14 protein-coding genes, 2 pseudogenes and 1 riboswitch are annotated in these 19,768 nt (G+C 49.3%); of the genes and pseudogenes, 15 read left to right on the top strand and 1 reads right to left on the bottom strand.

The window, feature by feature from the left end; genetic code table 11:
- The first annotated feature begins 5 nt into the window (after nucleotides 1-5).
- The 10 genes from cobD (at nucleotide 6) to LCF57_RS13245 (ending at nucleotide 10,498) form a co-directional block, all read left to right on the top strand.
- A complete protein-coding gene (gene cobD, locus LCF57_RS13200) occupies nucleotides 6-1,109 on the top strand; it encodes a threonine-phosphate decarboxylase CobD (RefSeq protein WP_226001106.1) in 1,104 nt (367 codons plus the stop codon).
- Nucleotides 1,099-2,070, top strand: a complete 972-nt coding sequence (cbiB, locus tag LCF57_RS13205; RefSeq protein ID WP_226001107.1) for an adenosylcobinamide-phosphate synthase CbiB — start codon at nucleotides 1,099-1,101, stop codon at nucleotides 2,068-2,070. The genes cobD and cbiB overlap by 11 nt, the downstream gene beginning before the upstream one ends.
- Before the next feature lie 14 nt (nucleotides 2,071-2,084).
- Nucleotides 2,085-2,825 carry a histidine phosphatase family protein gene (locus tag LCF57_RS13210; protein ID WP_413232196.1) on the top strand — a complete coding sequence of 247 codons (741 nt, stop codon included), beginning with the start codon at nucleotides 2,085-2,087 and terminating at the stop codon, nucleotides 2,823-2,825.
- 78 nt (nucleotides 2,826-2,903) lie between these two features.
- Nucleotides 2,904-3,115, top strand: a riboswitch (cobalamin riboswitch).
- A gap of 202 nt (nucleotides 3,116-3,317) precedes the next feature.
- A complete protein-coding gene (locus LCF57_RS13215; RefSeq protein ID WP_226001109.1) occupies nucleotides 3,318-4,325 on the top strand; it encodes an ABC transporter substrate-binding protein in 1,008 nt (335 codons plus the stop codon).
- The gene (locus LCF57_RS13220; protein ID WP_226001110.1) at nucleotides 4,322-5,368 is read left to right on the top strand and encodes a FecCD family ABC transporter permease; all 1,047 of its coding nucleotides are present in this window, start codon (nucleotides 4,322-4,324) and stop codon (nucleotides 5,366-5,368) included. Before LCF57_RS13215 ends, LCF57_RS13220 begins: the two co-directional genes overlap by 4 nt.
- The gene (locus tag LCF57_RS13225) at nucleotides 5,365-6,201 is read left to right on the top strand and encodes an ABC transporter ATP-binding protein (RefSeq protein ID WP_226001111.1); all 837 of its coding nucleotides are present in this window, start codon (nucleotides 5,365-5,367) and stop codon (nucleotides 6,199-6,201) included. The genes LCF57_RS13220 and LCF57_RS13225 overlap by 4 nt, the downstream gene beginning before the upstream one ends.
- Nucleotides 6,202-6,243: 42 nt before the next feature.
- Nucleotides 6,244-7,314, top strand: coding sequence for a nicotinate-nucleotide--dimethylbenzimidazole phosphoribosyltransferase (gene cobT / locus LCF57_RS13230; protein WP_226001112.1), 1,071 nt, complete (start codon nucleotides 6,244-6,246; stop codon nucleotides 7,312-7,314).
- Nucleotides 7,311-7,946 (top strand): bifunctional adenosylcobinamide kinase/adenosylcobinamide-phosphate guanylyltransferase, encoded by a 636-nt coding sequence (locus LCF57_RS13235; RefSeq protein ID WP_226001113.1) that lies wholly within the window; start codon nucleotides 7,311-7,313, stop codon nucleotides 7,944-7,946. Before cobT ends, LCF57_RS13235 begins: the two co-directional genes overlap by 4 nt.
- Complete coding sequence (cobS, locus tag LCF57_RS13240; RefSeq protein WP_226001114.1) at nucleotides 7,943-8,824, top strand: adenosylcobinamide-GDP ribazoletransferase; 882 nt, start codon at nucleotides 7,943-7,945, stop codon at nucleotides 8,822-8,824. Before LCF57_RS13235 ends, cobS begins: the two co-directional genes overlap by 4 nt.
- Before the next feature lie 42 nt (nucleotides 8,825-8,866).
- The gene (locus LCF57_RS13245) at nucleotides 8,867-10,498 is read left to right on the top strand and encodes a cobyric acid synthase (protein WP_226001115.1); all 1,632 of its coding nucleotides are present in this window, start codon (nucleotides 8,867-8,869) and stop codon (nucleotides 10,496-10,498) included.
- A 98-nt stretch (nucleotides 10,499-10,596) separates the two neighbouring features.
- Here the strand turns inward: LCF57_RS13245 and LCF57_RS13250 are convergent, their stop codons facing one another.
- Nucleotides 10,597-12,297, bottom strand: coding sequence for a methyl-accepting chemotaxis protein (locus LCF57_RS13250; protein ID WP_226001116.1), 1,701 nt, complete (start codon nucleotides 12,295-12,297; stop codon nucleotides 10,597-10,599).
- A gap of 501 nt (nucleotides 12,298-12,798) precedes the next feature.
- Between LCF57_RS13250 and LCF57_RS13255 the strand changes: the two genes are divergently transcribed.
- The 5 genes and pseudogenes from LCF57_RS13255 (at nucleotide 12,799) to LCF57_RS13275 (ending at nucleotide 19,725) form a co-directional block, all read left to right on the top strand.
- Nucleotides 12,799-14,034: a PTS transporter subunit EIIC gene (locus LCF57_RS13255; RefSeq protein ID WP_226001117.1), complete on the top strand. Its 1,236-nt coding sequence runs from the start codon at nucleotides 12,799-12,801 to the stop codon at nucleotides 14,032-14,034.
- Nucleotides 14,035-14,241: 207 nt separating this feature from the next.
- Nucleotides 14,242-15,076, top strand: a pseudogene (gene licT, locus LCF57_RS13260) (BglG family transcription antiterminator LicT).
- 165 nt (nucleotides 15,077-15,241) lie between these two features.
- Nucleotides 15,242-17,145 (top strand): annotated as a pseudogene (locus tag LCF57_RS13265) (beta-glucoside-specific PTS transporter subunit IIABC).
- A 234-nt stretch (nucleotides 17,146-17,379) separates the two neighbouring features.
- Nucleotides 17,380-18,777, top strand: coding sequence for an L-cystine transporter (locus LCF57_RS13270; RefSeq protein ID WP_226001118.1), 1,398 nt, complete (start codon nucleotides 17,380-17,382; stop codon nucleotides 18,775-18,777).
- A 249-nt stretch (nucleotides 18,778-19,026) separates the two neighbouring features.
- Complete coding sequence (locus tag LCF57_RS13275) at nucleotides 19,027-19,725, top strand: queuosine precursor transporter (protein ID WP_226001119.1); 699 nt, start codon at nucleotides 19,027-19,029, stop codon at nucleotides 19,723-19,725.
- Nucleotides 19,726-19,768: the final 43 nt, after the last annotated feature.

Consider the following 19,768-nt stretch of genomic DNA (forward strand, 5'->3'; position numbering starts at 1 on the left):
AGGCAATGATAGAGGTTTACGGTCATGGCGGGGACAGGGAGACGGCTGCGGCGACATTTGGTGGCGTAGCTGCGGATTTTGTAGATTTTAGCGCCAATATTAATCCGCTCGGTCCACCGCCCGAGGTGCTAGAGGTGCTACAAAGTGCGTTGGATACTGTGATTCGCTATCCAGATCCGGGGCACCGGAATTTTAAAAATATGCTGGCACGGCGATTGCATGTTCCACCCGAGTCGCTGAGTATCGGAAACGGTGCGGCTGAAAGCATGGCTTTATTGCTGTTGGGATTGGCTCCCCAACGTGTGGGTACGGTGGAGCCATGCTTTTCAGAATATGCAGAGCTGGCAGGCAAATTCGGGGCCGAGGTAAGCCGGGTATACGGCAAGGCCTCGCTGCAATGGAAGGCTGACGTGGAGGACATACTCCAGCTCATGGAGCAGGTAGATGTTCTGTTTTTGGGGCAGCCCAATAACCCAAACGGTGTGCAATACGGCGAGCAGGAGCTGCGCGAGCTAGCAGAGGCGGCTGGCAAAGCGGGTACCGTGCTGGTGGTGGATGAAGCTTTCATTGATTTTATTCCACAGGAGCGGCGAATTTCACTGCTGCCTATGCTGGATCGGTATCCTCATGTGATTTTGATCCGGTCGATGACTAAATTCTATGCCATTCCTGGTCTGCGCCTAGGCTACGCGATTGCACATCCGGACTATATTCGGCGAATGACGGACAAGCAGGTGACCTGGAGTGTGAATGGATTGGCGTTGCTGGCTGGGGAGGCGTGTCTGCGAAGCGGGGAGGCCTACGAGCGGCGCACACAGGAGCTGATTGCTATGGAACGCGGCCGTCTGCTGACCGCGTTGGCGGAATGGGGCTGCGGTGTCATTCCCGGCGAAGCGAATTACGTGCTGGTACGGGCGCCGGGAACGTGGAGTGCATCAGCTGTACAGCAGGCGCTTGGACAGCGCGGAATTCTTATTCGTAGCTGTGCTATGTATCCAGGGCTGACGGCGAGCCATTTTCGGATTGCGGTCAAGGACGCGGAAGCCAATGGCTTACTGCTGTCTGCATTGGGTGAAGTGCTGGAGGAGGAGCGTTGGCGTGACAGTTAGCTTGATTATTATGGCGGCCTATTTTCTGGACAGGCTGATTGGCGATCCGAAGTGGTTGCCGCATCCGGTCATCGGAATGGGGTATGCCATTTCAGCGCTGGAAAAGGCGATTCGCCGTCAGGTCAGCAGTGACCGTGGACTGAAACGCGCCGGCTTGCTACTGCCACTCATGGTGGCGGGAGGGACATTTGTGCTCGCTTGGGCGCTGCTGCGTTTGCTTGCCTGGGTTCACCCGTGGCTGTCTGTTGGTGCAGAAATCGTTCTGATCGCAACCACGATTGCTTCCAAAGGACTCAAGGAAGCGGGAATGGCAGTCTACCGCGAGTTGCAGGCGGGTGACCTGCCTGCGGCACGCCGGGAGCTCGGTATGATTGTCGGGCGGGATACGCAGCAACTGGATGAGCCTGAAATTGTACGCGGTACCGTCGAAACGGTCGCTGAAAACATCGTTGACGCGATTATTTCTCCGCTTTTTTATGCCCTGATCGGAGGGGCACCCTTGGCGCTGGCTTATCGTGCCGTAAATACGCTCGATTCCATGGTTGGCTACAAAAATGAAAAGTATCTACATTTAGGCTGGGCTTCGGCAAGGCTGGATGATGTAGCTAACTACATTCCGGCACGCCTGACAGCGCTTATGCTTGTGGTAGCGGCGTGGATGCATCCGCATGATGCTGCAAGAAGCTGGAGCACAGTCAAGCGCGATGCTCGTCTGCACCCAAGCCCAAACAGCGGCTTCCCGGAATCGGCCGTTGCCGGTGCGCTGGGGATTCGGCTTGGAGGCTTTAACGTCTATCACGGCGTACGCTCCTTTCGTGCATACATGGGCGATCGGGTACGACCGATGGAGTCGGAGGATATCCGGCACACGATCCGGCTGATGTTCACCGTGTCCAGCATGTTTGTTGGATTGTGTCTGCTAGGAGCCGCAGGCTGTTTTGTCTTGGAATGGACGCAGTGAGGAGTGATGCGACCTTGAAATATGGCTTGAAGGAAAAGAAAAAGGAAAAACAGGCACACGGACATGTTAATGAAGGCTCGCAATGGGATCTGGAGCTTGTGTTGGTACGCCACGGCACAACCCTGTGGAACAGGGAGCGTCGATATCTAGGACACACAGATATTAGTTTGCTAGCGGGAGCAGAGCAGGAACTGGAGCCTTTGCGGGAGAAGCTACAGGGTCGGTCCTTTGCTCGAATCTATTGCAGCGATTTGATGCGGTGTTGCCAGACCCTGCAGATCATTTTGCCAGAATCAGAATTAAAAGCTGGACGCACTCTATCCGCCAAGTCTCCTATTATAGAGCCATGCCTAAGAGAGCTTCATTTTGGCGAATGGGACGGAAAAACGTATGACATGCTTAAGGATGTGGCGTTGTATCGTGCCTGGATTGATGAGCCGCAGCGGATCACGCCTCCTGGAGGGGAGTCTTGGGTAGATTTTGAGCATCGTTTGCGCGAATTTCTTGACTCTCTGTATGAGTGGCGTATCGCTAGGGAAGTTCAGCCAATAGGTTCGGTTGATGCTCTCCCCTCTGTTCTGGTCGTCACCCATGGTGGCGTAATTCGTCAGTTGGCTCATATGCTAATTCCGGGACACGATTTTTGGAGCTTACATCCAAAGCCGGGAGATGCATTGAGAATTCAGTTGAGGCTGGCAGAGCCGCACAAGTTCATAGCAGAGATGCTTCCTTATTCATTAGATAATGGCGGGTAAACAGGCTATTTGGGTTGTAAGCATTCTCTTTTTAACCTATAATCATCAAGTAAAAGAACGGCTTGGCTAACACTACATCAAATATCCAGCAGACGAGGTCAGCGCAGTGTAATGGAAATTTCATCTACTCGCTGTTAAAAGGGAAGCCGGTGTGAATCCGGCGCGGTCCCGCCACTGTAAATGGTAATTGCCTGTCAGCCCTGCTTTATGTGCCGTCAAGCATATAAAGGAACTTGGGCGGCTGCAGCTTGCCATAAGTCAGGATACCTGCCCGTCCGCCTCTCACCATAATCCTTCGAGGAAAGGATGACGTGTTCGCAGTGACTGTCCATGCGGAAGAAGCTGCCGCCTGCGCATGATCTGCGCTAACGTGACCCCTGTGTCCTGATATAAGGATGCGGGGTTTTTTTGAAGGGAAAGAGGCTGGATTTAAAAGATAGCGGACGATATTCAAGCGATGCTCTTACGATTTTTTATGGAGGGGTGTAAATCATGTCAGGAAAAAAAATAAAGGTCTGGACAACAGGCCTATTGGCTTTGGTCTTGGTGGTTGTACTGAGTGCATGTGGCGCGAATGGAAAAAACGCCGAAAATAAAGGGAATCAGGCTTCTTCGCAGCAGACGGGACAGTCAGCGGCTGCACAAGAGCCTCCGGGCAAAACGGTTTACCCGTTGACGATTAAGGACGCAACAGGACAGGAGTTCACGTTCAAAAAAGCGCCGGATAAGATCGTTTCCGTCTCCCCGGCAGAAACCGAGGCGCTGTTCGCCATCGGGCTGGATAAAGAAATTGTCGGCGTATCCGACTACTCGGATTACCCGGAAGCAGCTACGAAAAAGCCCAAAATGGGCGGTATTATGAAGCCGAATGAAGAAGCGATTATTGCTGCGAATCCAGATGTCGTTTTTGCAGGGATATCCCTTAGTGAGCAGGCTACAACCAAGCTGCGCGATATGGGAATTATGATTTTTAAAACAGAACCGAAAACGGTTGAAGATGTCATAGCTAATATTGAGCTGTATGGAAAAATCACCGACCATCAGAAGGAAGCAAGAACGGTGACCGACAAGATGAGAGCAGATGTAGCCGAAGTGAAGGACGGTGTTAAAAATATCGGCAAAGGGCAGAAGCTGCGAGTATACGTTGAGTTTTCACCTGGCTGGACGGTTGGTAAGGGGGAGTTTATGGACGAGCTGATTACGCTGGCAGGCGGCGAAAATGTAGGTGCGACCCAGAAGGGCTGGTACCAGATCAGTGAGGAAAATATTATTGCTGCGAATCCAGACGTGATTTTGTACAGCAAAAGTGTCAAGGACGACAAAACAGGTAAGACGCTTGGCGAGATTATCAAAGCCCGCAGTGGATGGGATCAAATATCGGCTGTTCGCAACAACCGGGTTTTTGCCGTGGATGATAATTTGATCAGCCGTCCGGGTCCGCGCGTGACAGAAGGTCTCAAGGAAGTGGCCAAAGGCGTGTATCCTGAAATTTTCAAATGAACCGTAGACTGATCGGCTTTGGAGGTGTAGGCCTGGCCTTGCTGCTGCTGACGCTGCTGCTCTGTCTCGGCATTGGCTCGGCCAAGCTTCCGGTCAGCCAAATCACAGGTATTCTGGTTAATCATCTACCGGGATTAGGTGAGACGTTTACACCCGATTGGAATACGTCCTCGGAGCAGATTATTTTGAAGGTCAGGCTGCCACGGGTGTTACTCGGAATGCTGGTAGGTGCAGCGCTTGCGCTGGCGGGAGCCGGATTTCAGGGTGTGCTTCGCAATCCGTTGGCTGATCCATACACGCTAGGGGTGTCCTCGGGTGCTTCGGTAGGAGCGGCAGTACTGATTTATTGGGGGCTTCAGTTTTCATTTGTTGGCATATGGACGCTGCCGCTGGTGGCGTTTTTCACCGGAATGCTCACGTTATGGATGGTGCTGACGCTGGCACGGGAAGGTGGAAAGATTCCGACACAAAGTCTCATTTTGTCGGGTGTGGTGATGCAATCTTTTCTAGGTGCGGTTGTTTCCTTTCTGACAGCCATGTCGAAGGAGACAGTCAATGAAATATTGTACTGGACGATGGGAAGTCTCAGTCTGCGTGGTTGGTCATATACGGGAATCCTTTTACCTTATGTGGTCATAGGATTAGTGTTTTTGTGGAACCGGGCAAGGGTGCTGAATATTCTGGCCTTGGGTGAACGTCAGGCGGCTCACATGGGGGTTCAGGTAGATGCTACGAAGCTATCTGTGCTGATCGTATCCACACTGCTGACAGCTGCCGCTGTCTCGGTATGTGGAGTCATTGGTTTTGTAGGACTCGTCGTACCGCATATCATCCGTCTGGTCACAGGTCCTGATTATCGGATGATTGTTCCATTGTCCGCGCTGGGTGGAGCTATTTTTATGGCTTGGGCAGATACTGCGGCTCGCACGTTGTTAGCTCCAACGGAAATCCCTCTGGGTGTTATGACGGCCTTTGTCGGCGCTCCGTTCTTCGCATACCTCCTGTATCGGAACAAAAAGCTGCGCAGGGGGGGACTGCTGTGACAGAACAAAGTGGATCACAGAAGACGCGTATTCCGGCGTTAGAGGCAACTGGCTTGACTCGTGCTTTCGGAGAGTTCCATGCGTTGGAGAATATAAGCTGGAGCGTAGACGAGGGATCTTGGTGGGGCATTATTGGTCCGAATGGCAGTGGAAAATCGACCTTGCTGCATTTGCTTTCCGGTGTAGATCAGCCCACCTCGGGCAGCGTTCATATCTATGGTAAAAAGGTTGGCAGCTATAGCAGAAAAGAGCTTTCCCGAATTGTAGCCGTATTGCAACAGGAGGGACTTCCTCCCGTGGGATACACAGTCAGGGAAGTCGTAGAAATGGGACGTTTTCCTCATCAGGACTGGCTGGGCAGGGAAAAGGGTGTGGATGTTGACCTTATCACGGATCGTGTGCTGGAGCGCTTGGGCCTTATCTCGCTGGCGGACAGAGCATTGGATCGCTTGAGCGGGGGGCAGCGACAGCGCGTAGCTTTGGCAAAGGTGATGGTGCAGGAGCCACACATATTGCTGCTGGACGAGCCTACGACCTATCTGGACCTGCGTTATCAGCTTGAATTTATGGAGCTGCTGGCAGAATGGCGGCAAGAAACGGGTGTGACGATCATTGCGGTTCTGCATGATCTTAATTTGACAGCCCAATTTTGCGATGATTTGCTTGTGCTCAAGGACGGAAAGGTTGAAGGGGTGGGAGCCTCAGCGGAGCTGTTAACCGAGGAGCGAATTCACCGTGTATACGGCGTTGAGCCTGTGATGCTTCCTCATCCAGATAGCGGTGTACCACAGCTTTTGCTGCGCAGGAGTGCTCGTGATGCAGCAGATGAATAGGAGATTTTATAGCACATATAAAAGAAGCAGGGAGTGGAAGGTATGAACGAAAAGCTGCGTCAGCTAATTAATAGCATAACCCCGCCACATGAAGTGGCTGCATCGGCCGCTGCTAAGCATTTAGACCAATTAACGAAGCCGCCGGGAAGTCTTGGAAAGTTGGAAAGTCTGGCCATTCAGCTGGCAGGAATTACAGGGGTAGACAAGCCTGAATTTAATCGCAAAACCGTGATGGTCATGGCTGCGGATCACGGTGTATGTGAAGAGGGGGTCAGTGCCTTCCCGGCTGAGGTCACGCAGCAAATGCTGTATAACATGTTGTCAGGCGGTGCGGCCATTAATGTACTTGCACGCCATGCGGGCGCAGATGTCAAGGTTGTGGACGTTGGTGTAAATGCGGATGTCTCTCACCCGGATCTGGTCAACCGTAAGGTGCGCATGGGCACTTCGAATATGGCTAAAGGGCCAGCCATGCTGCGTATGGAAGCGGAGCAGGCGATTTTGGCCGGAGCTGAAGCTGTAGCCGAAGCATTCGAAGGTGGTACACGGCTATTCGTTACCGGGGAACTGGGCATCGGGAATACGACAGCCAGTGCTGCGGTCGTATGTGCCCTTACCGGACTAGAGCCGGAAGTTATTGTAGGCCGGGGCACGGGGGTAGATTCAGCCGGACTTACCCGTAAAATAGCGGTGGTCTGCCGCGCGTTGGACGTGAACCAGCCGGATGGAAATGACGCCCTCGACGTGCTGACCAAGGTCGGCGGTCTGGAGATTGCCGCCTTGGCGGGCGTCATCCTTGGTGCAGCCGCACATCACTGTCCAGTCGTGCTGGACGGCTTTATTTCCGGCGCAGCTGCCCTCGCTGCGCGCGCTCTGGCGCCTGCAAGCGCGGCGTACATGCTCGCCTCGCATGCCTCGGACGAGCGTGGGCACGCAGCGGTGCTACGCCAGCTCAAGCTGGAGCCCATGCTGCATTTGGACATGCGGCTCGGGGAGGGCACAGGTGGGGCGTTGAGCCTGCACCTGATTGATGCGGCGTGCCGCATTATGCGCGAAATGGCGACCTTTGCCGATGCTGGCGTATCGGACGGTCAGGGAGCCGCGCAGCGATGAAGGCGCTCGTGACCGGCGGGGCACGCAGCGGCAAAAGCGGCTTTGCCGAGCGCTTATGCATGACGCGCGCGCCGCGCGCCTGCTACATTGCCACGGCACAAGCCTACGACACGGAGATGAAGGAGCGTATCGCCCTTCATCGGTTCCAGCGCGAGTCTGCCGGGTATGACTGGAAGACGCTGGAGGAAGCGCAGGCGCTGCCGGAGCTGCTGCGGCGGCTTGGCGGCCTCCCTGATATAGCACAAATAGAGGCATGGCCGGCTGCGCAAGGCAGCGATCCTGCCAGCCTGCACGCCAGCCAAGTAGCGCAGCCATCACCCGCGCCTATGGTGCTGGTCGACTGCCTGACCCTGTGGCTGTCGAACGTGCTGCTGGCCGCAGACGAGGACGGCGAGGCCGCGTCCCGAGCCGCCATCGACGAGCTGGCGGCAGCGGTGGCGCAGTATCCGGGCCCGCTCGTCATCGTGACCAATGAGGTCGGTGACGGGATCGTGCCCGAATATCCGCTCGGACGGCTGTATCGGGATTTGAGCGGAATCATGAATCAACGAATCGCCCATCTGTGCGACGAAGTATTTTTGGTGACGGCGGGCATTCCCATAGAACTTAAACAGTTGGAGCATAAGCTATGAGCCGCGAACGTCAAGCTGTTGCTGCGGCCTTTCAATTTTTATCCCGTCTTCCGGTCAAGGCGGAGCTGGACTTTTCCCCGGAATTGCTTAAGCGTAGTGCAAGCTACTATCCACTGGTCGGAGCAGTGATTGGCCTCATCGTCTGGTGCTTTGCAGTGCTCGCCTCTTTGGTGTTGCCACCGTTGCCATGCGCGGTTCTTACTCTCGCCGTGTGGGTTTGGCTGACGGGTGGACTCCATTTGGACGGGTGGATGGATGCGGCTGATGCGTTGTTCAGCTACCGTTCCCGTGAGCGGATGCTGGAGATTATGAAGGATAGTCGTGTAGGAGCGATGGGTGTCATTGCTTGTGTGCTGCTGCTCATGCTCAAGGCTTCTTTACTATATATTGTGCTGGATACCGCACTGGTTGAGCGGAATCTGTCCGGCTTGTTGCTGCTTCCGATGGTTTGGAGCCGCTGGTTTATGGTGCATGCGATGAAGCGTTGGCCCAAAGCTCGTAACGATGATGGACTGGCAGCACGTTTTGCCGATATGAGCAGTGGACGTGTAGGATTGGCTGTATTCTGGGCTGTTCTGGTGACTCTGGGTGCGGCCGCAGGACAATATTTCCTTGCTGCGTTGCCTATAGGAACAGGTGGTATAGGGGATTCGTCGATGGTAGGGGCCTGCTTACGGACGTTCCTTTTGTATTCCGAGAACCTTCCAATCTGGATAGGCTTTGTGCTGCTGCCCTTGTTGGCTTACGGTGTTGGAACCTTCGCCGCAAATCGTGTCAATCGCCGTTTGGGCGGGCTGACGGGTGATATTTACGGAGCCTTGAACGAATTGCTGGAGACTGTTTTGTTGCTGTTTATTGTAATTTTGTACGGGCTGTGATGTGATCTGTTTAAAATGAATTCATTAAAGGGGAAGAGGCAATTGTCAACTTTCGAACCGTCCTGCACGAACCCGGCAGCTGTATTAATGCTTCAAGGAACAGCATCGGATGTGGGCAAAAGCGTGGTGACGACTGCACTGTGCCGTATATTTGTACAGGACGGCTATCGTCCCGCACCGTTTAAGTCACAGAATATGGCACTCAATTCGTATGTCACTGAGGACGGCAAGGAAATTGGACGCGCTCAGGGTGTACAGGCTGAGGCTTGTGGTATTGAAGCGACCACCGACATGAATCCAATTTTGATTAAGCCCGTCAAGGATATGCACTCACAAATTGTTGTACACGGTGTACCATATGCCTATATGAGCGCCTCCGATTACCGAAAGGACTTTTTGCCAAAAGCCAAGCAGACGGTCATGGATGCGCTGAACCGGCTGCGTGATACCTATGATATCGTGCTAATGGAAGGGGCGGGCAGCCCGGCAGAGATTAATTTAAAGGATCGCGATATTGTAAATATGAATCTAGCGGGCTGGGCTGACGCTCCCGTATTACTTATTTCAGATATCGACCGGGGCGGTGTTTTCGCTTCTCTGGTAGGAACGATCGAGCTGCTGGAGCCACATGAAGTGCAGCGTATCCGAGGATTCATTATTAATAAGTTCAGGGGCGATTTGTCTCTGCTTCAACCCGGACTGGATTGGCTGGAGGAACGGACCAGTATCCCGGTACTTGGTGTGCTGCCTTTTCTGCCGGACATTCGCATTGAGGCAGAGGACTCCGTGGTACTGGACAAAAAGCCCCGGCTGTCTGCAAAAGATAAGGAACTGGACATTGCGGTAATTCGATATCCGAGGATTTCCAATTTTACGGACACGGATGCTTTGGCCGCAGAGCCTGATGTGAGCGTACGTTATGTCACAGAGGTCGGGGAATTGGGCGTGCCGGACGCCATTATTTTACCAGGGACCAAGGACACCATCGGCGATCTGCTTGAATTGCGCGATAGAGGTCTGGAGGAAGACATCCGACAGGCCATGCAGACAGGACGTACGCAGTTGGTCGGCATTTGTGGAGGCTATCAGATGCTTGGTACGGCTTTGTTTGATCCTGAGGCAGTAGAATCAGGTTTGCCCCAGCAGGCAAAAGGTCTGGGATGGCTGGCTTTAACCACGACCTTTTTAAAGGAAAAACAAACCGTGCGCGTACAAGGAACCTTGTCTAATCATTGTCCACTGTTGCTAAACACTGCATCAGATTCGGATGATGATCCCAAGCCAATCATTGAAGGCTATGAAATACATATGGGTGTTACAAAGTGTGTTACAAAGTGTGTTACGGAACCACAACCACCTGGAGATGGAGCTTTAGGTAGGGATCAAATGCGTACGCTATTCCATATCCGGCGTGGCGAAGGGACAGGCTTTGAGGAAGGCTGGGGGACGTCAAATGGTAAAATATGGGGAACCTATTTGCATGGTGTGTTTGATAATGATCGTTTTCGCCGCTCCTGGCTGGATGGATTGAGACAGGCGAAGGGCTTGACACCGCTTGATAGCACCTTCACTGTACGGGAAGCTAAGGAACAAGAGTTTGACCGGGTTGCAGAGGTGGTCCGGGCTCATTTGGATATGGATCAGATTTATCGCATTATGGGGATGAACTCTTAAATTTTATACGTGGTCCAATAAAATATGCCTTTTAAAATAAAGAGGTGTCTCTACAGCCAGATTCATGACTGAGAGACACCTCTTTTTAGGTTGCCTGCTTATACAATTTTAAATTTTTGCACTGCTTTTTGCAGTTCAGTCGCTTGCTTGCTTAATTGACGTACTACCTCGCTGTGGCTCTCCATTTCATTCAGTTGCTCCTCGGTATTTAAACCGATTTCCTGAATCATGTGCTGTGCATTGGCAGCAATGAGGGCTGTCTCCTCTACGGAAGCCGATACTTCTTCTGAGCTTGCGGATACTTGCTGCGTTGCAGCGGATACCGTTTGAATCGTAGCATTGATTTTTTGCATAAGCTCACTGAGCTGATTAAAGGCCGAACTTGCTTGTTGAACCATTTCCGTGCCCGAATGAATTTCACGACTGACCCGGGTGACGGAATCCACGGACTGCTGTGATACTTCCTGAATGGTAATCAAATAGTCGGAAATCTCCTGTGTTGCTTCCTTGGATTGCTCGGCGAGCTTGCGGACCTCTCCGGCTACGACGGCGAAGCCGCGACCATGTTCACCCGCACGGGCAGCCTCAATGGAGGCATTCAGGGACAGCATTTGAATTTGTTTCGTAATATCGAAAATAGCAGAAACGATACTGCCAATGGCTTCGGAGCGCTCATTCATGCTATGAATGTATCGCAGCGATTCATCGGCGGCTTGTCCTACCTGTGTCATTTGGGCTACAGCATGTTGAGCGAGCGTATTACCGTTAACCGTTTCTTGGGTCGCTTCACTGATTTGATCGGATACATCATTGGCAGAGGATGCAATATGCTGCACCCCTTGAGCGATTTCCTCCATGGCCTGAGCATTTTCGGCAGCAGCTGAAGCTATGCTGGTACTACCCTTGGCCACTTCCTCTGCAGCAACTGTGGAATCCTGCACTTTAACACTTATGACTTCAGTCCGACGAAGCAACTCGTTGGAGCCTTCTACAACCGCACGAGATGTAGAAAGCACATGGCCGATCATTTCTTTCAGGTTATGAGACATGGATTGGAAGCTGCGGGCAAGCTGCGCAATTTCGTTGTCACCATGAACCTTAGCTTCCTGTGACAGGTCCCCTTGAGCGATTTTTTCACTATGACGAACCAATTCGGCAATGGGCCCCACAACCTTGCGTACGATAAGGGTAGAAATAACTCCTCCCAACAGGAGCGTAACTATAGTAATACCTATGCAAATCCATAAAATTTGTTGGGATTTTTCCTGTACAAATCCGACATCTTCGTTCACACCAAGAATTAGATTACTACCCGATACAGCAAAGAAGGCGGTTTTGTGTACCCCGTATGCGTCGCTGTAAATGTCACTGACATTCATCTCGCCTTGTTTGGCCTTTTTAATATCTTCTACAGGTACGAGGGCATCCTTGACCTTATATGCTGATTTTACATTACGTGCGACAACTTCGGCCTTACCATCCTTCACCACCGCGATATATGCCGATTCTAACTTGAGAGTATCGACCTTGTCCTGAAGATAAGATTCCATCTGTATAGCGGAGCCTGAATCAGAACCACTTCCTTGCCCAGCCTGAACAGCTAAAGAAATATTGAGATCCTGATACACATTTTTGGCTCCGGTTTCCAAAATTTGGTCTACCTGAGGTATGACACTGTTATTAATGATACTCATGGATACTGCATAGAAACTGATACTGAACAGAAGGGACGCAAAGAGCTGAATCAATAAAAACATAACTCGCAATTTCGCGCCAATGGAACGATTAAAACGCTTCATGAAAAATCTCCTCTCACATGATGGTAATAAAAAAATAGACGAATTCCCCCGCTTGATGTAGGCCGCTTGTCCACTGCGATACTAGACGCGCATGATCTACTTGTTTTCTTTTCTTTGCTTGAAGGTAAGACTGAAAATGTTCGGATTCTATGTATATTTCAGCTATATTCAAGAGACAAGAATGAGAAAGGGAAGTAATCCATGATTTACTAAAAAGTAGGTTAGACCTATTTTACATAATTAACAGGCGGTTGAATAGTCATATTTGCCCAAAAACACACAAAAAATATATTACTATGGTCTTGGGTGTTTAGATGTGAGTTAGATGTAAATGATCTGGAGCGTGTAAACGATTAACTTACCCCATCTATTAAAAATATTGTAAAAAAGAAGTAATATAAGCAGTATAAGGAATGACGATTTTTTCAAGCTTCCTTTAAGCTTGCTTTAGTAAGTTCGAATGTGGCTTCAATATGCATATAAAAGGAGAAAAAGGCTGTTATGAATCAGGAACTACTTTCCAAAGAAATAATTTCGCAGGTAGAAGGAGAAGATAAACAGGTGTCGACTTCCAGTAGCCCCCAAGCTCCCACAGGAGGAAATCCAATACGTCGCTTGTTTGACTTTATATCAGGCGTGTTCACTCCGATCTTACCGGCAATGATTGGCGCAGGAATGATCAAGGTAGTTATATATGTTTTAATGTCCTTCGGTTTTTTGCTGTCTGATCCGCAGGCGTCTACTATTTTATTGGCTATCAGCGATGGGGTATTTTACTTCCTTCCTATTTTTGTGGCGGCAAGTGCGGCAAGAAGGCTGGGTAGCAATGTGTTTGTTGCGGCAGCCGTCGGGGCATCTGTATTCCATCCCCAACTAACAGCTTTGCTCCAGTCCGGTGAGGAGGTCCGTTTTGCTGGTCTGTCAGTTATTAACCCGCAAGCTGCTTCATCCATAATATTAATACTTGTTGTCGTCTGGATGGCAGCGTATGTGGAAAAATGGTTAGACAAGCATATCCCTTCTTCACTTAAATTGATGGCTGTCCCGACTTTGACACTGGTGATCACTATACCTTTGATGATGTTCGTTCTTGGACCGCTGTGGAGTTACCTCGGTCAACATATATCGGATGGACTCGCATGGCTATTTGATAATGCAGGAATGTTTGCAGGGCTGCTGCTTGGGGGGGCGATGTCTTTACTTATTATTGCAGGTATGCAATATATAATGGTACCGATTATGATCAGCTCGCTTGCAACACTGGGTTACGATCATATCTTCCCTGTGGTCGTGGCAGCAGCATTTGCTCAGGCAGGTGCAGCATTTGGCGTGCTTTTTAAATCCAAAAATGTCAAAGTGAAAACGCTGGCCTTTTGGACAGGCTTGCTTGCCATGATGGGGGTGAGCGAGCCGGCGATGTATGGAGTCACAATGCGCTTTAAAAAGCCTTTTGTTGCGGCGTTGATCGGAGGGGCCCTCGGTGGTGCATTTATGAGTCTATTTGAAACTGAATCAATGGCTATTGGTGGTATATCAGGTCTGCCCAGCCTGGGACTATTCATCGGTCCCACATTTATATATGCCATTTTGGGAATGCTAATCTCGTTGGTTACGGCTGGGGTCATTACGTATTTCATGGGCTTCGTGGATGAGAAAGAGGAGCTTTCAAAAGTATCTCCAGTCTCCGGCAGCAGCACTTCCTCGGATGTGACTGTAGAAAAGAGCTTAAAAAGCTAAGGTGTGCCAATCGCACAGAAGCCCTATGAAAGTGTTTACAAAAAACTCTTGTCGGCTCTGTATTTATATGATACTATGGTGACAGTTATTTAAAACTGCATAATCGTGGATTGTTACTGAGCATATCGGGCAAAACCATAAGCAGGCACTGAGTGTCAGTTTTGGTTTTGCCCTTTTTTACTACTCCAAGCGGCTTAAGGTGATGGAATGAAGATAGCAAAGGTGCTGAACAATAATGTCGTGACGGTGATTGATGAACAACAGAAAGAACTAGTTATTATGGGAAGAGGAATTGCTTTTAAGAAAAGCACAGGCGATGAGATTGATGAGGGGAAAATCGAGAAAATTTTCAAGCTTGAAAGCACCGAGGTTTCCCGCAAGCTGATGACCCTGATGTCTGATATCCCTATTGAATACGTTGAAATTTCTGATGAAATCATTCAATATGCCAAAACGATACTTGGTGTAGAGTTGCATGACAGCATCTATATTTCGCTGACGGATCATATCCATTTTGCCATTGAGCGTTATCGTTTGGGTATGGATATCAAAAATGCACTTTACTGGGAAATCAAACGAATGTACCGCAAAGAATTCTCAATTGGGACCAAAGCATTACACATGATTCAGGACAAGCTGGGAGTTACGCTTCCGGATGATGAAGGAGCGTTCATCGCTCTGCATTTGGTGAATGCACAGCTCAACAGCGAAATGCGCGAAACGATAGCCCTGACTAACATCGTCAAGGACATTATTAACATTGTAAGCCGCTTTTTTGTAATAGAGCTGGATGAAGAGTCGTTAACCTATTATCGATTTATTACACATCTCAAATTTTTTGCTCAACGGGTAATGAATGGGACTCCTGTACAAAATTCAGATAATTCCTCTTCATGATATGGTCAAGGTGCAGTATAAGAATGCGTATGCCTGCGCGGAAAAAATAAGGGATTATACGACTAAAATCTATGGTCGAAGCTTGTCTCAGGATGAGATGTTGTATCTCACCATTCATATCGAACGTATCATTAAAAATCAATGATTTATCAACGATCAGAGATTTAGGATTGCTACTTCTAAACGAGAAGGCAAAACCTGAATGCTGAAAGAAGATTGGCTTTTTATAAAGCTGTCTGCTTTCTGTATTCAGGTTTTTTTATTGTCAATTCGCTTGTTATATATCTTAAAAAGAAAAGAGGAAACCCTCATGGATCGAAATCAATTATCCAAAGAGATACTTACACTGGTCGGTGGTGAAGAGAATGTTGAGCAGGTAGTTCACTGCATGACCCGTCTGCGCTTCAATCTTCATGATGATAAAAAAGCTCAGAAGGAGCAGCTGCAAAAAACGGACGGCGTCATGGGAGTTATGGAAAGCGGCGGCCAGTTTCAGGTTATTATCGGTAATGATGTAGCTAATGTATACAAATCGTTGGTGAGCAACATGTCCAAGGCACCACAAAGTGAAACAGGCGCAAGCAATCCAGCCAAGAAAAAACAAAATCCAATCAGCAGTCTGTTTGATTTTATTGCTGGGATGTTTACACCTATTTTGCCAGCGATCACCGGTGCAGGTATGATCAAAGGGATCATAGCCCTATTGGTGGCTATGCACTGGATGTCTGACAAGAGTCAAACCTATACGATTTTAGCGGCCATTGGTGACGGTGCCTTCTACTTCCTGCCGATTATTCTGGCTGTGAGTGCTGCTAGAAAACTGGGAAGTAACATGTTTATCGCGGCTGCGATAGGGGCCTCGATTTTGCATCCGACGATTACGGCCTTGCTGGCATCCAATGTGAAGGTTAGCTTTATCGGTCTTCCGGTGACAGCGGCCACTTATTCTTCGACCGTTATTCCAATCGTTATCGCGATCTGGCTAGCGTCCTATGTTGAAAAATTCATTGATAAGTATACGCATGCATCACTGAAGCTGCTTGTTGTTCCGACATTGACTCTATTGATTATTGTACCTTTGACGTTGATTGCAGTAGGGCCGCTGGGGGCCATTATTGGTAATGGCCTGTCGGACGGTATCTCTTGGTTGTTTGAAAATACAGGTGCACTTGCAGGTCTGCTGCTTGGCGGTACCTTCTCCCTGATCATTATGACAGGTATGCACTATGCGTTGGTTCCTATTATGATTGGTTCTATTGCAACATTGGGCTTTGACTACATGATTCCGATTATGGGAGCAGCTAACTTGGCTCAGGCCGGTGCTTCATTGGGCGTATTCTTGAAATCAAAAAATACCAAAGTCAAAACAGTGGCTTTCTCCACGAGCTTGACAGCTATTATGGGTGTAACCGAGCCTGCGATGTATGGAGTAAACATGCGGTTTAAAAAACCGTTTGTCGCAGCCTTGATTGGTGGAGCTGTCGGCGGGGGCTTCATGAGCTTGTTCGGCACAAAAGCGTATGTTATGGGTGGACTGGTTGGTTTGCCTGGCCTGGCAATGTTTATCGGACCGACTTTCTTGTATGCAGTTCTTGGTCTCATAATCGCATTTGTGGTTGCTGCGTTGGTTACCTATTTGATCGGCTTTGCAGATGAAAAGAACGAAGAAGCACCACAAGCAACAACAGATGCTGCTGGAGACACCGCCACTGAGGAAGTAGCACAACCTGCCGTGGCCTCATTGCCAAAAGGCGAGAAAATCCCGGTATTAGCCCGATTAGGGGTGAGGTTAAGCCGCTCAGTGAAGTCAATGACCCTGCATTTTCTCAAGAAATCATGGGCAGAGGATGGGCTATTGAGCCATCTGAAGGTCGCGTTGTTTCTCCAGTCGAAGGTACTGTGTTCTCCATTTCCAAAAGTGGGCATGCTGTAGGTTTGGTGAGTGATTCCGGACTTGAAATGCTTATACACGTTGGGATGGATACGGTTAAGCTGAAAGGTCTTCATTTTACACCTCATGTGAAAGCAGGGGATCGCGTGAAGGTAGGCGACCTCATGCTGGAGTTTGATCTGGTAGAAATCCGCAAGGCTGGCTATGAAACGATTACACCTGTTATTGTTACGAACGTAGCTCAGTTTAGCGGGTTGGAGTCTGCCGGAAATCAGCATAAAGTGGTTAAGGAACAGGAGCTTTTATATACAGTGATCGTCTAACGACAACAAAAGATTTTACGTATAATCTTGACATCAATCGTTGGATTCAACAAAAGGTAAGTCTCCGAAACAGGAAGACTTGCCTTTTTGCGTTTTCATTGGAATCCGAAGAAGCTGAGCTGGCTTAAACAATTTATTGGAACAAAACCTACAAAGATAGTTGGTTTTATGATATAGTAATAAACGGATTTAAGCGTCATTTTACACAACATAATCTGTCTGGAGGAAAAATATATGGATACTTTCTTTATTATTTTGAATGTGCTCGTGCTGCTTGCACTGCTCGGCGTGTTGGTCTGGATGCAGAAGAAGCACATCTCCTTTACAAAAAGAGTATTTGCCGGGTTGGGCTTCGGTCTGATCTACGGGGCTATTCTTCAGTATGCCTATGGCTCTGGTTCCGAGGTTATTACGAAATCGGTCGATTGGTTCAACCTTGCAGGTAATGGCTATGTCCGTTTGCTGCAAATGGTAGTCATTCCGCTTATCATGGTGTCGATTATCTCGGCTATTATGAATTTGAAGGGAAGACAGAACCTTGGCAAAATAAGCGTGTCCATTATTGCTGTATTGCTGATTACAACGGCTATTGCTGCTTCAGTTAGTATTGTAACCAGCCTGTCGTTCGATCTAAAAGCAATTGAGATTCAAAGCGGGGAAAAGGAGCAGGCACAGGGCCTGAAGATGGAAGAGCGTCTTGGAACGGTTCAGGATATGACCATTCCACAGCAGGTGCTGGAATTTATCCCCTCGAATCCTTTTGAGGATATGACGGGCGCGCGTCGTACTTCAACGCTGGCAGTGGTTATTTTCTCGGCCTTTATCGGGGTGGCTGTGCTTGGACTGGATCGTAAAAAGCCGGAGCAGGCACAAACCTTCCGCAATGTAATCGATGCCGTGTACGCTGTAGTGATGCGAATTGTGACGCTGGTGCTGAGGTTGACGCCTTACGGCATTTTGGCACTGATCACTAAAGTCGTAGCTACGACCAATCCGGATGAAATCTTGAAGCTGATTAAGTTTGTACTTGCTTCTTATGTGGCTTTATTGGTGATGTTTGTCATTCATCTTATTTTGCTGGCCTTGTTCGGCTACAATCCGGTGACATATGTGAAAAAGGTATTGCCTACACTGGTTTTTGCCTTTACTTCTCGTTCCAGTGCGGCGACCATTCCGTTAAATGTTGAAACACAAACGAAAAAGCTTGGTGTGTCCGACGGCATCGCGAATTTGTCTGCGACCTTGGGAGCGACCATTGGGCAAAACGGCTGCGCGGGTATTTATCCGGCGATGCTGGCGGTCATGATTGCTCCAACGATGGGGATTGATCCAACGAGCTGGGATTTTATCCTCACACTCATTCTGGTCGTTACGGTCAGCTCGTTCGGCGTGGCGGGTGTAGGTGGTGGCGCCACCTTTGCTTCCCTGATTGTGCTTTCTACCATGAATCTTCCAGTGGCTTTGGCGGGTCTGCTCATTTCAGTTGAACCGTTGATTGATATGGGACGTACTGCGCTGAATGTCAATGATTCTATTACCGCAGGACTTATTTCCGGCAAGGTGCTCAAGGAAAATGATCAGGACGTGTTCAACGACCGTGGAATGGATTTAGATGCAACGGCACGCTCTTAAATAAACGATGCAACGAATCGTGTACGGAGCAGGCTCCTATCATTTCTGTAGTAGATACAGCACATGCAGCGTGCATCTCAATATTCAGAGTCGGCCATCAGGCCGGCTCTTTGTTTTTATTTCATCGCAATGTAATTATGGCTGTTCACAAATTCTAATCTATGATACATTAAAATAATGTTTTTCTGGCTTGTTTCGGAGAAACCGCGGTTCGCAACCATCCCGCGCTATCAAAACTAGGAGGATTTCATGTTTAATCTGTTATGGGGGGCAGTATTTGTCCTCGTCAATTTTATGTTCTTTTTGTTGTGTTATCGTTTGTTCGGTAAAAAAGGATTGTACGCATGGATTGGTGTTGCTACCGTGTTGGCCAACATTCAGGTTACCAAAACCATTGATCTGCTCGGCATTACCACGACATTGGGAAATACGATGTATGTTTCTATGTATATGGCCAGCGATTTGTTGAATGAGAAATACGGGCCTAAAGAGGCGCGCAAAGCGGTGTGGTTCGGCTTTTTCACGCTGATTATGACAACGATCACGATGCAGATGGTACTGCTGTTCCAGCCGACTGCAACGGATTTTGCTCAGGCACCGATGCAACAGCTATTCGGATTGCTGCCAAGGCTTGCACTTGCCAGCTTGACGGCCTATGCGGTCAGTCAATTGCTGGACGTGCGTCTGTACGCCTGGATTCGCAAGTTTTTCCCGAAGCGTCATCAGCTCTGGATTCGCGGCAATGGCAGCACGATGATCAGCTCGTTTATAGACACGCTCCTTTTCTGTAGCATTGCCTTTTACGGTTATGCGTGGGGGATATGGCTGGAGCTGTTGTTTACCACCTATATTTTAAAATTCGTACTGACCGCGGCAGGTACTCCGATTTTGTACATCGCACGCAATTTCCGCTTTATAGAAGAGGAGGGGCAAACGCTCAAGCCATAATTGGCTTGGGGGTGCCCCTCCTTTTTTTCTTACTTCTTAAGAT

The organism is Paenibacillus sp. BJ-4, assembly GCF_020404765.1.
Lineage (GTDB): Bacteria > Bacillota > Bacilli > Paenibacillales > Paenibacillaceae > Paenibacillus.

Bases quoted from the DNA above. Each gene is read 5' to 3' on its own strand.
- cobD (WP_226001106.1), top strand. From the start codon at position 6: ATGATAGAGGTTTACGGTCATGGCGGGGACAGGGAGACGGCTGCGGCG.
- LCF57_RS13215 (WP_226001109.1), top strand. From the start codon at position 3,318: ATGTCAGGAAAAAAAATAAAGGTCTGGACAACAGGCCTATTGGCTTTG.
- LCF57_RS13220 (WP_226001110.1), top strand. From the start codon at position 4,322: ATGAACCGTAGACTGATCGGCTTTGGAGGTGTAGGCCTGGCCTTGCTG.
- cobT (WP_226001112.1), top strand. From the start codon at position 6,244: ATGAACGAAAAGCTGCGTCAGCTAATTAATAGCATAACCCCGCCACAT.
- LCF57_RS13235 (WP_226001113.1), top strand. From the start codon at position 7,311: ATGAAGGCGCTCGTGACCGGCGGGGCACGCAGCGGCAAAAGCGGCTTT.
- cobS (WP_226001114.1), top strand. From the start codon at position 7,943: ATGAGCCGCGAACGTCAAGCTGTTGCTGCGGCCTTTCAATTTTTATCC.
- LCF57_RS13250 (WP_226001116.1), bottom strand. From the start codon at position 12,297: ATGAAGCGTTTTAATCGTTCCATTGGCGCGAAATTGCGAGTTATGTTT.
- LCF57_RS13255 (WP_226001117.1), top strand. From the start codon at position 12,799: ATGAATCAGGAACTACTTTCCAAAGAAATAATTTCGCAGGTAGAAGGA.
- LCF57_RS13270 (WP_226001118.1), top strand. From the start codon at position 17,380: ATGGATACTTTCTTTATTATTTTGAATGTGCTCGTGCTGCTTGCACTG.
- LCF57_RS13275 (WP_226001119.1), top strand. From the start codon at position 19,027: ATGTTTAATCTGTTATGGGGGGCAGTATTTGTCCTCGTCAATTTTATG.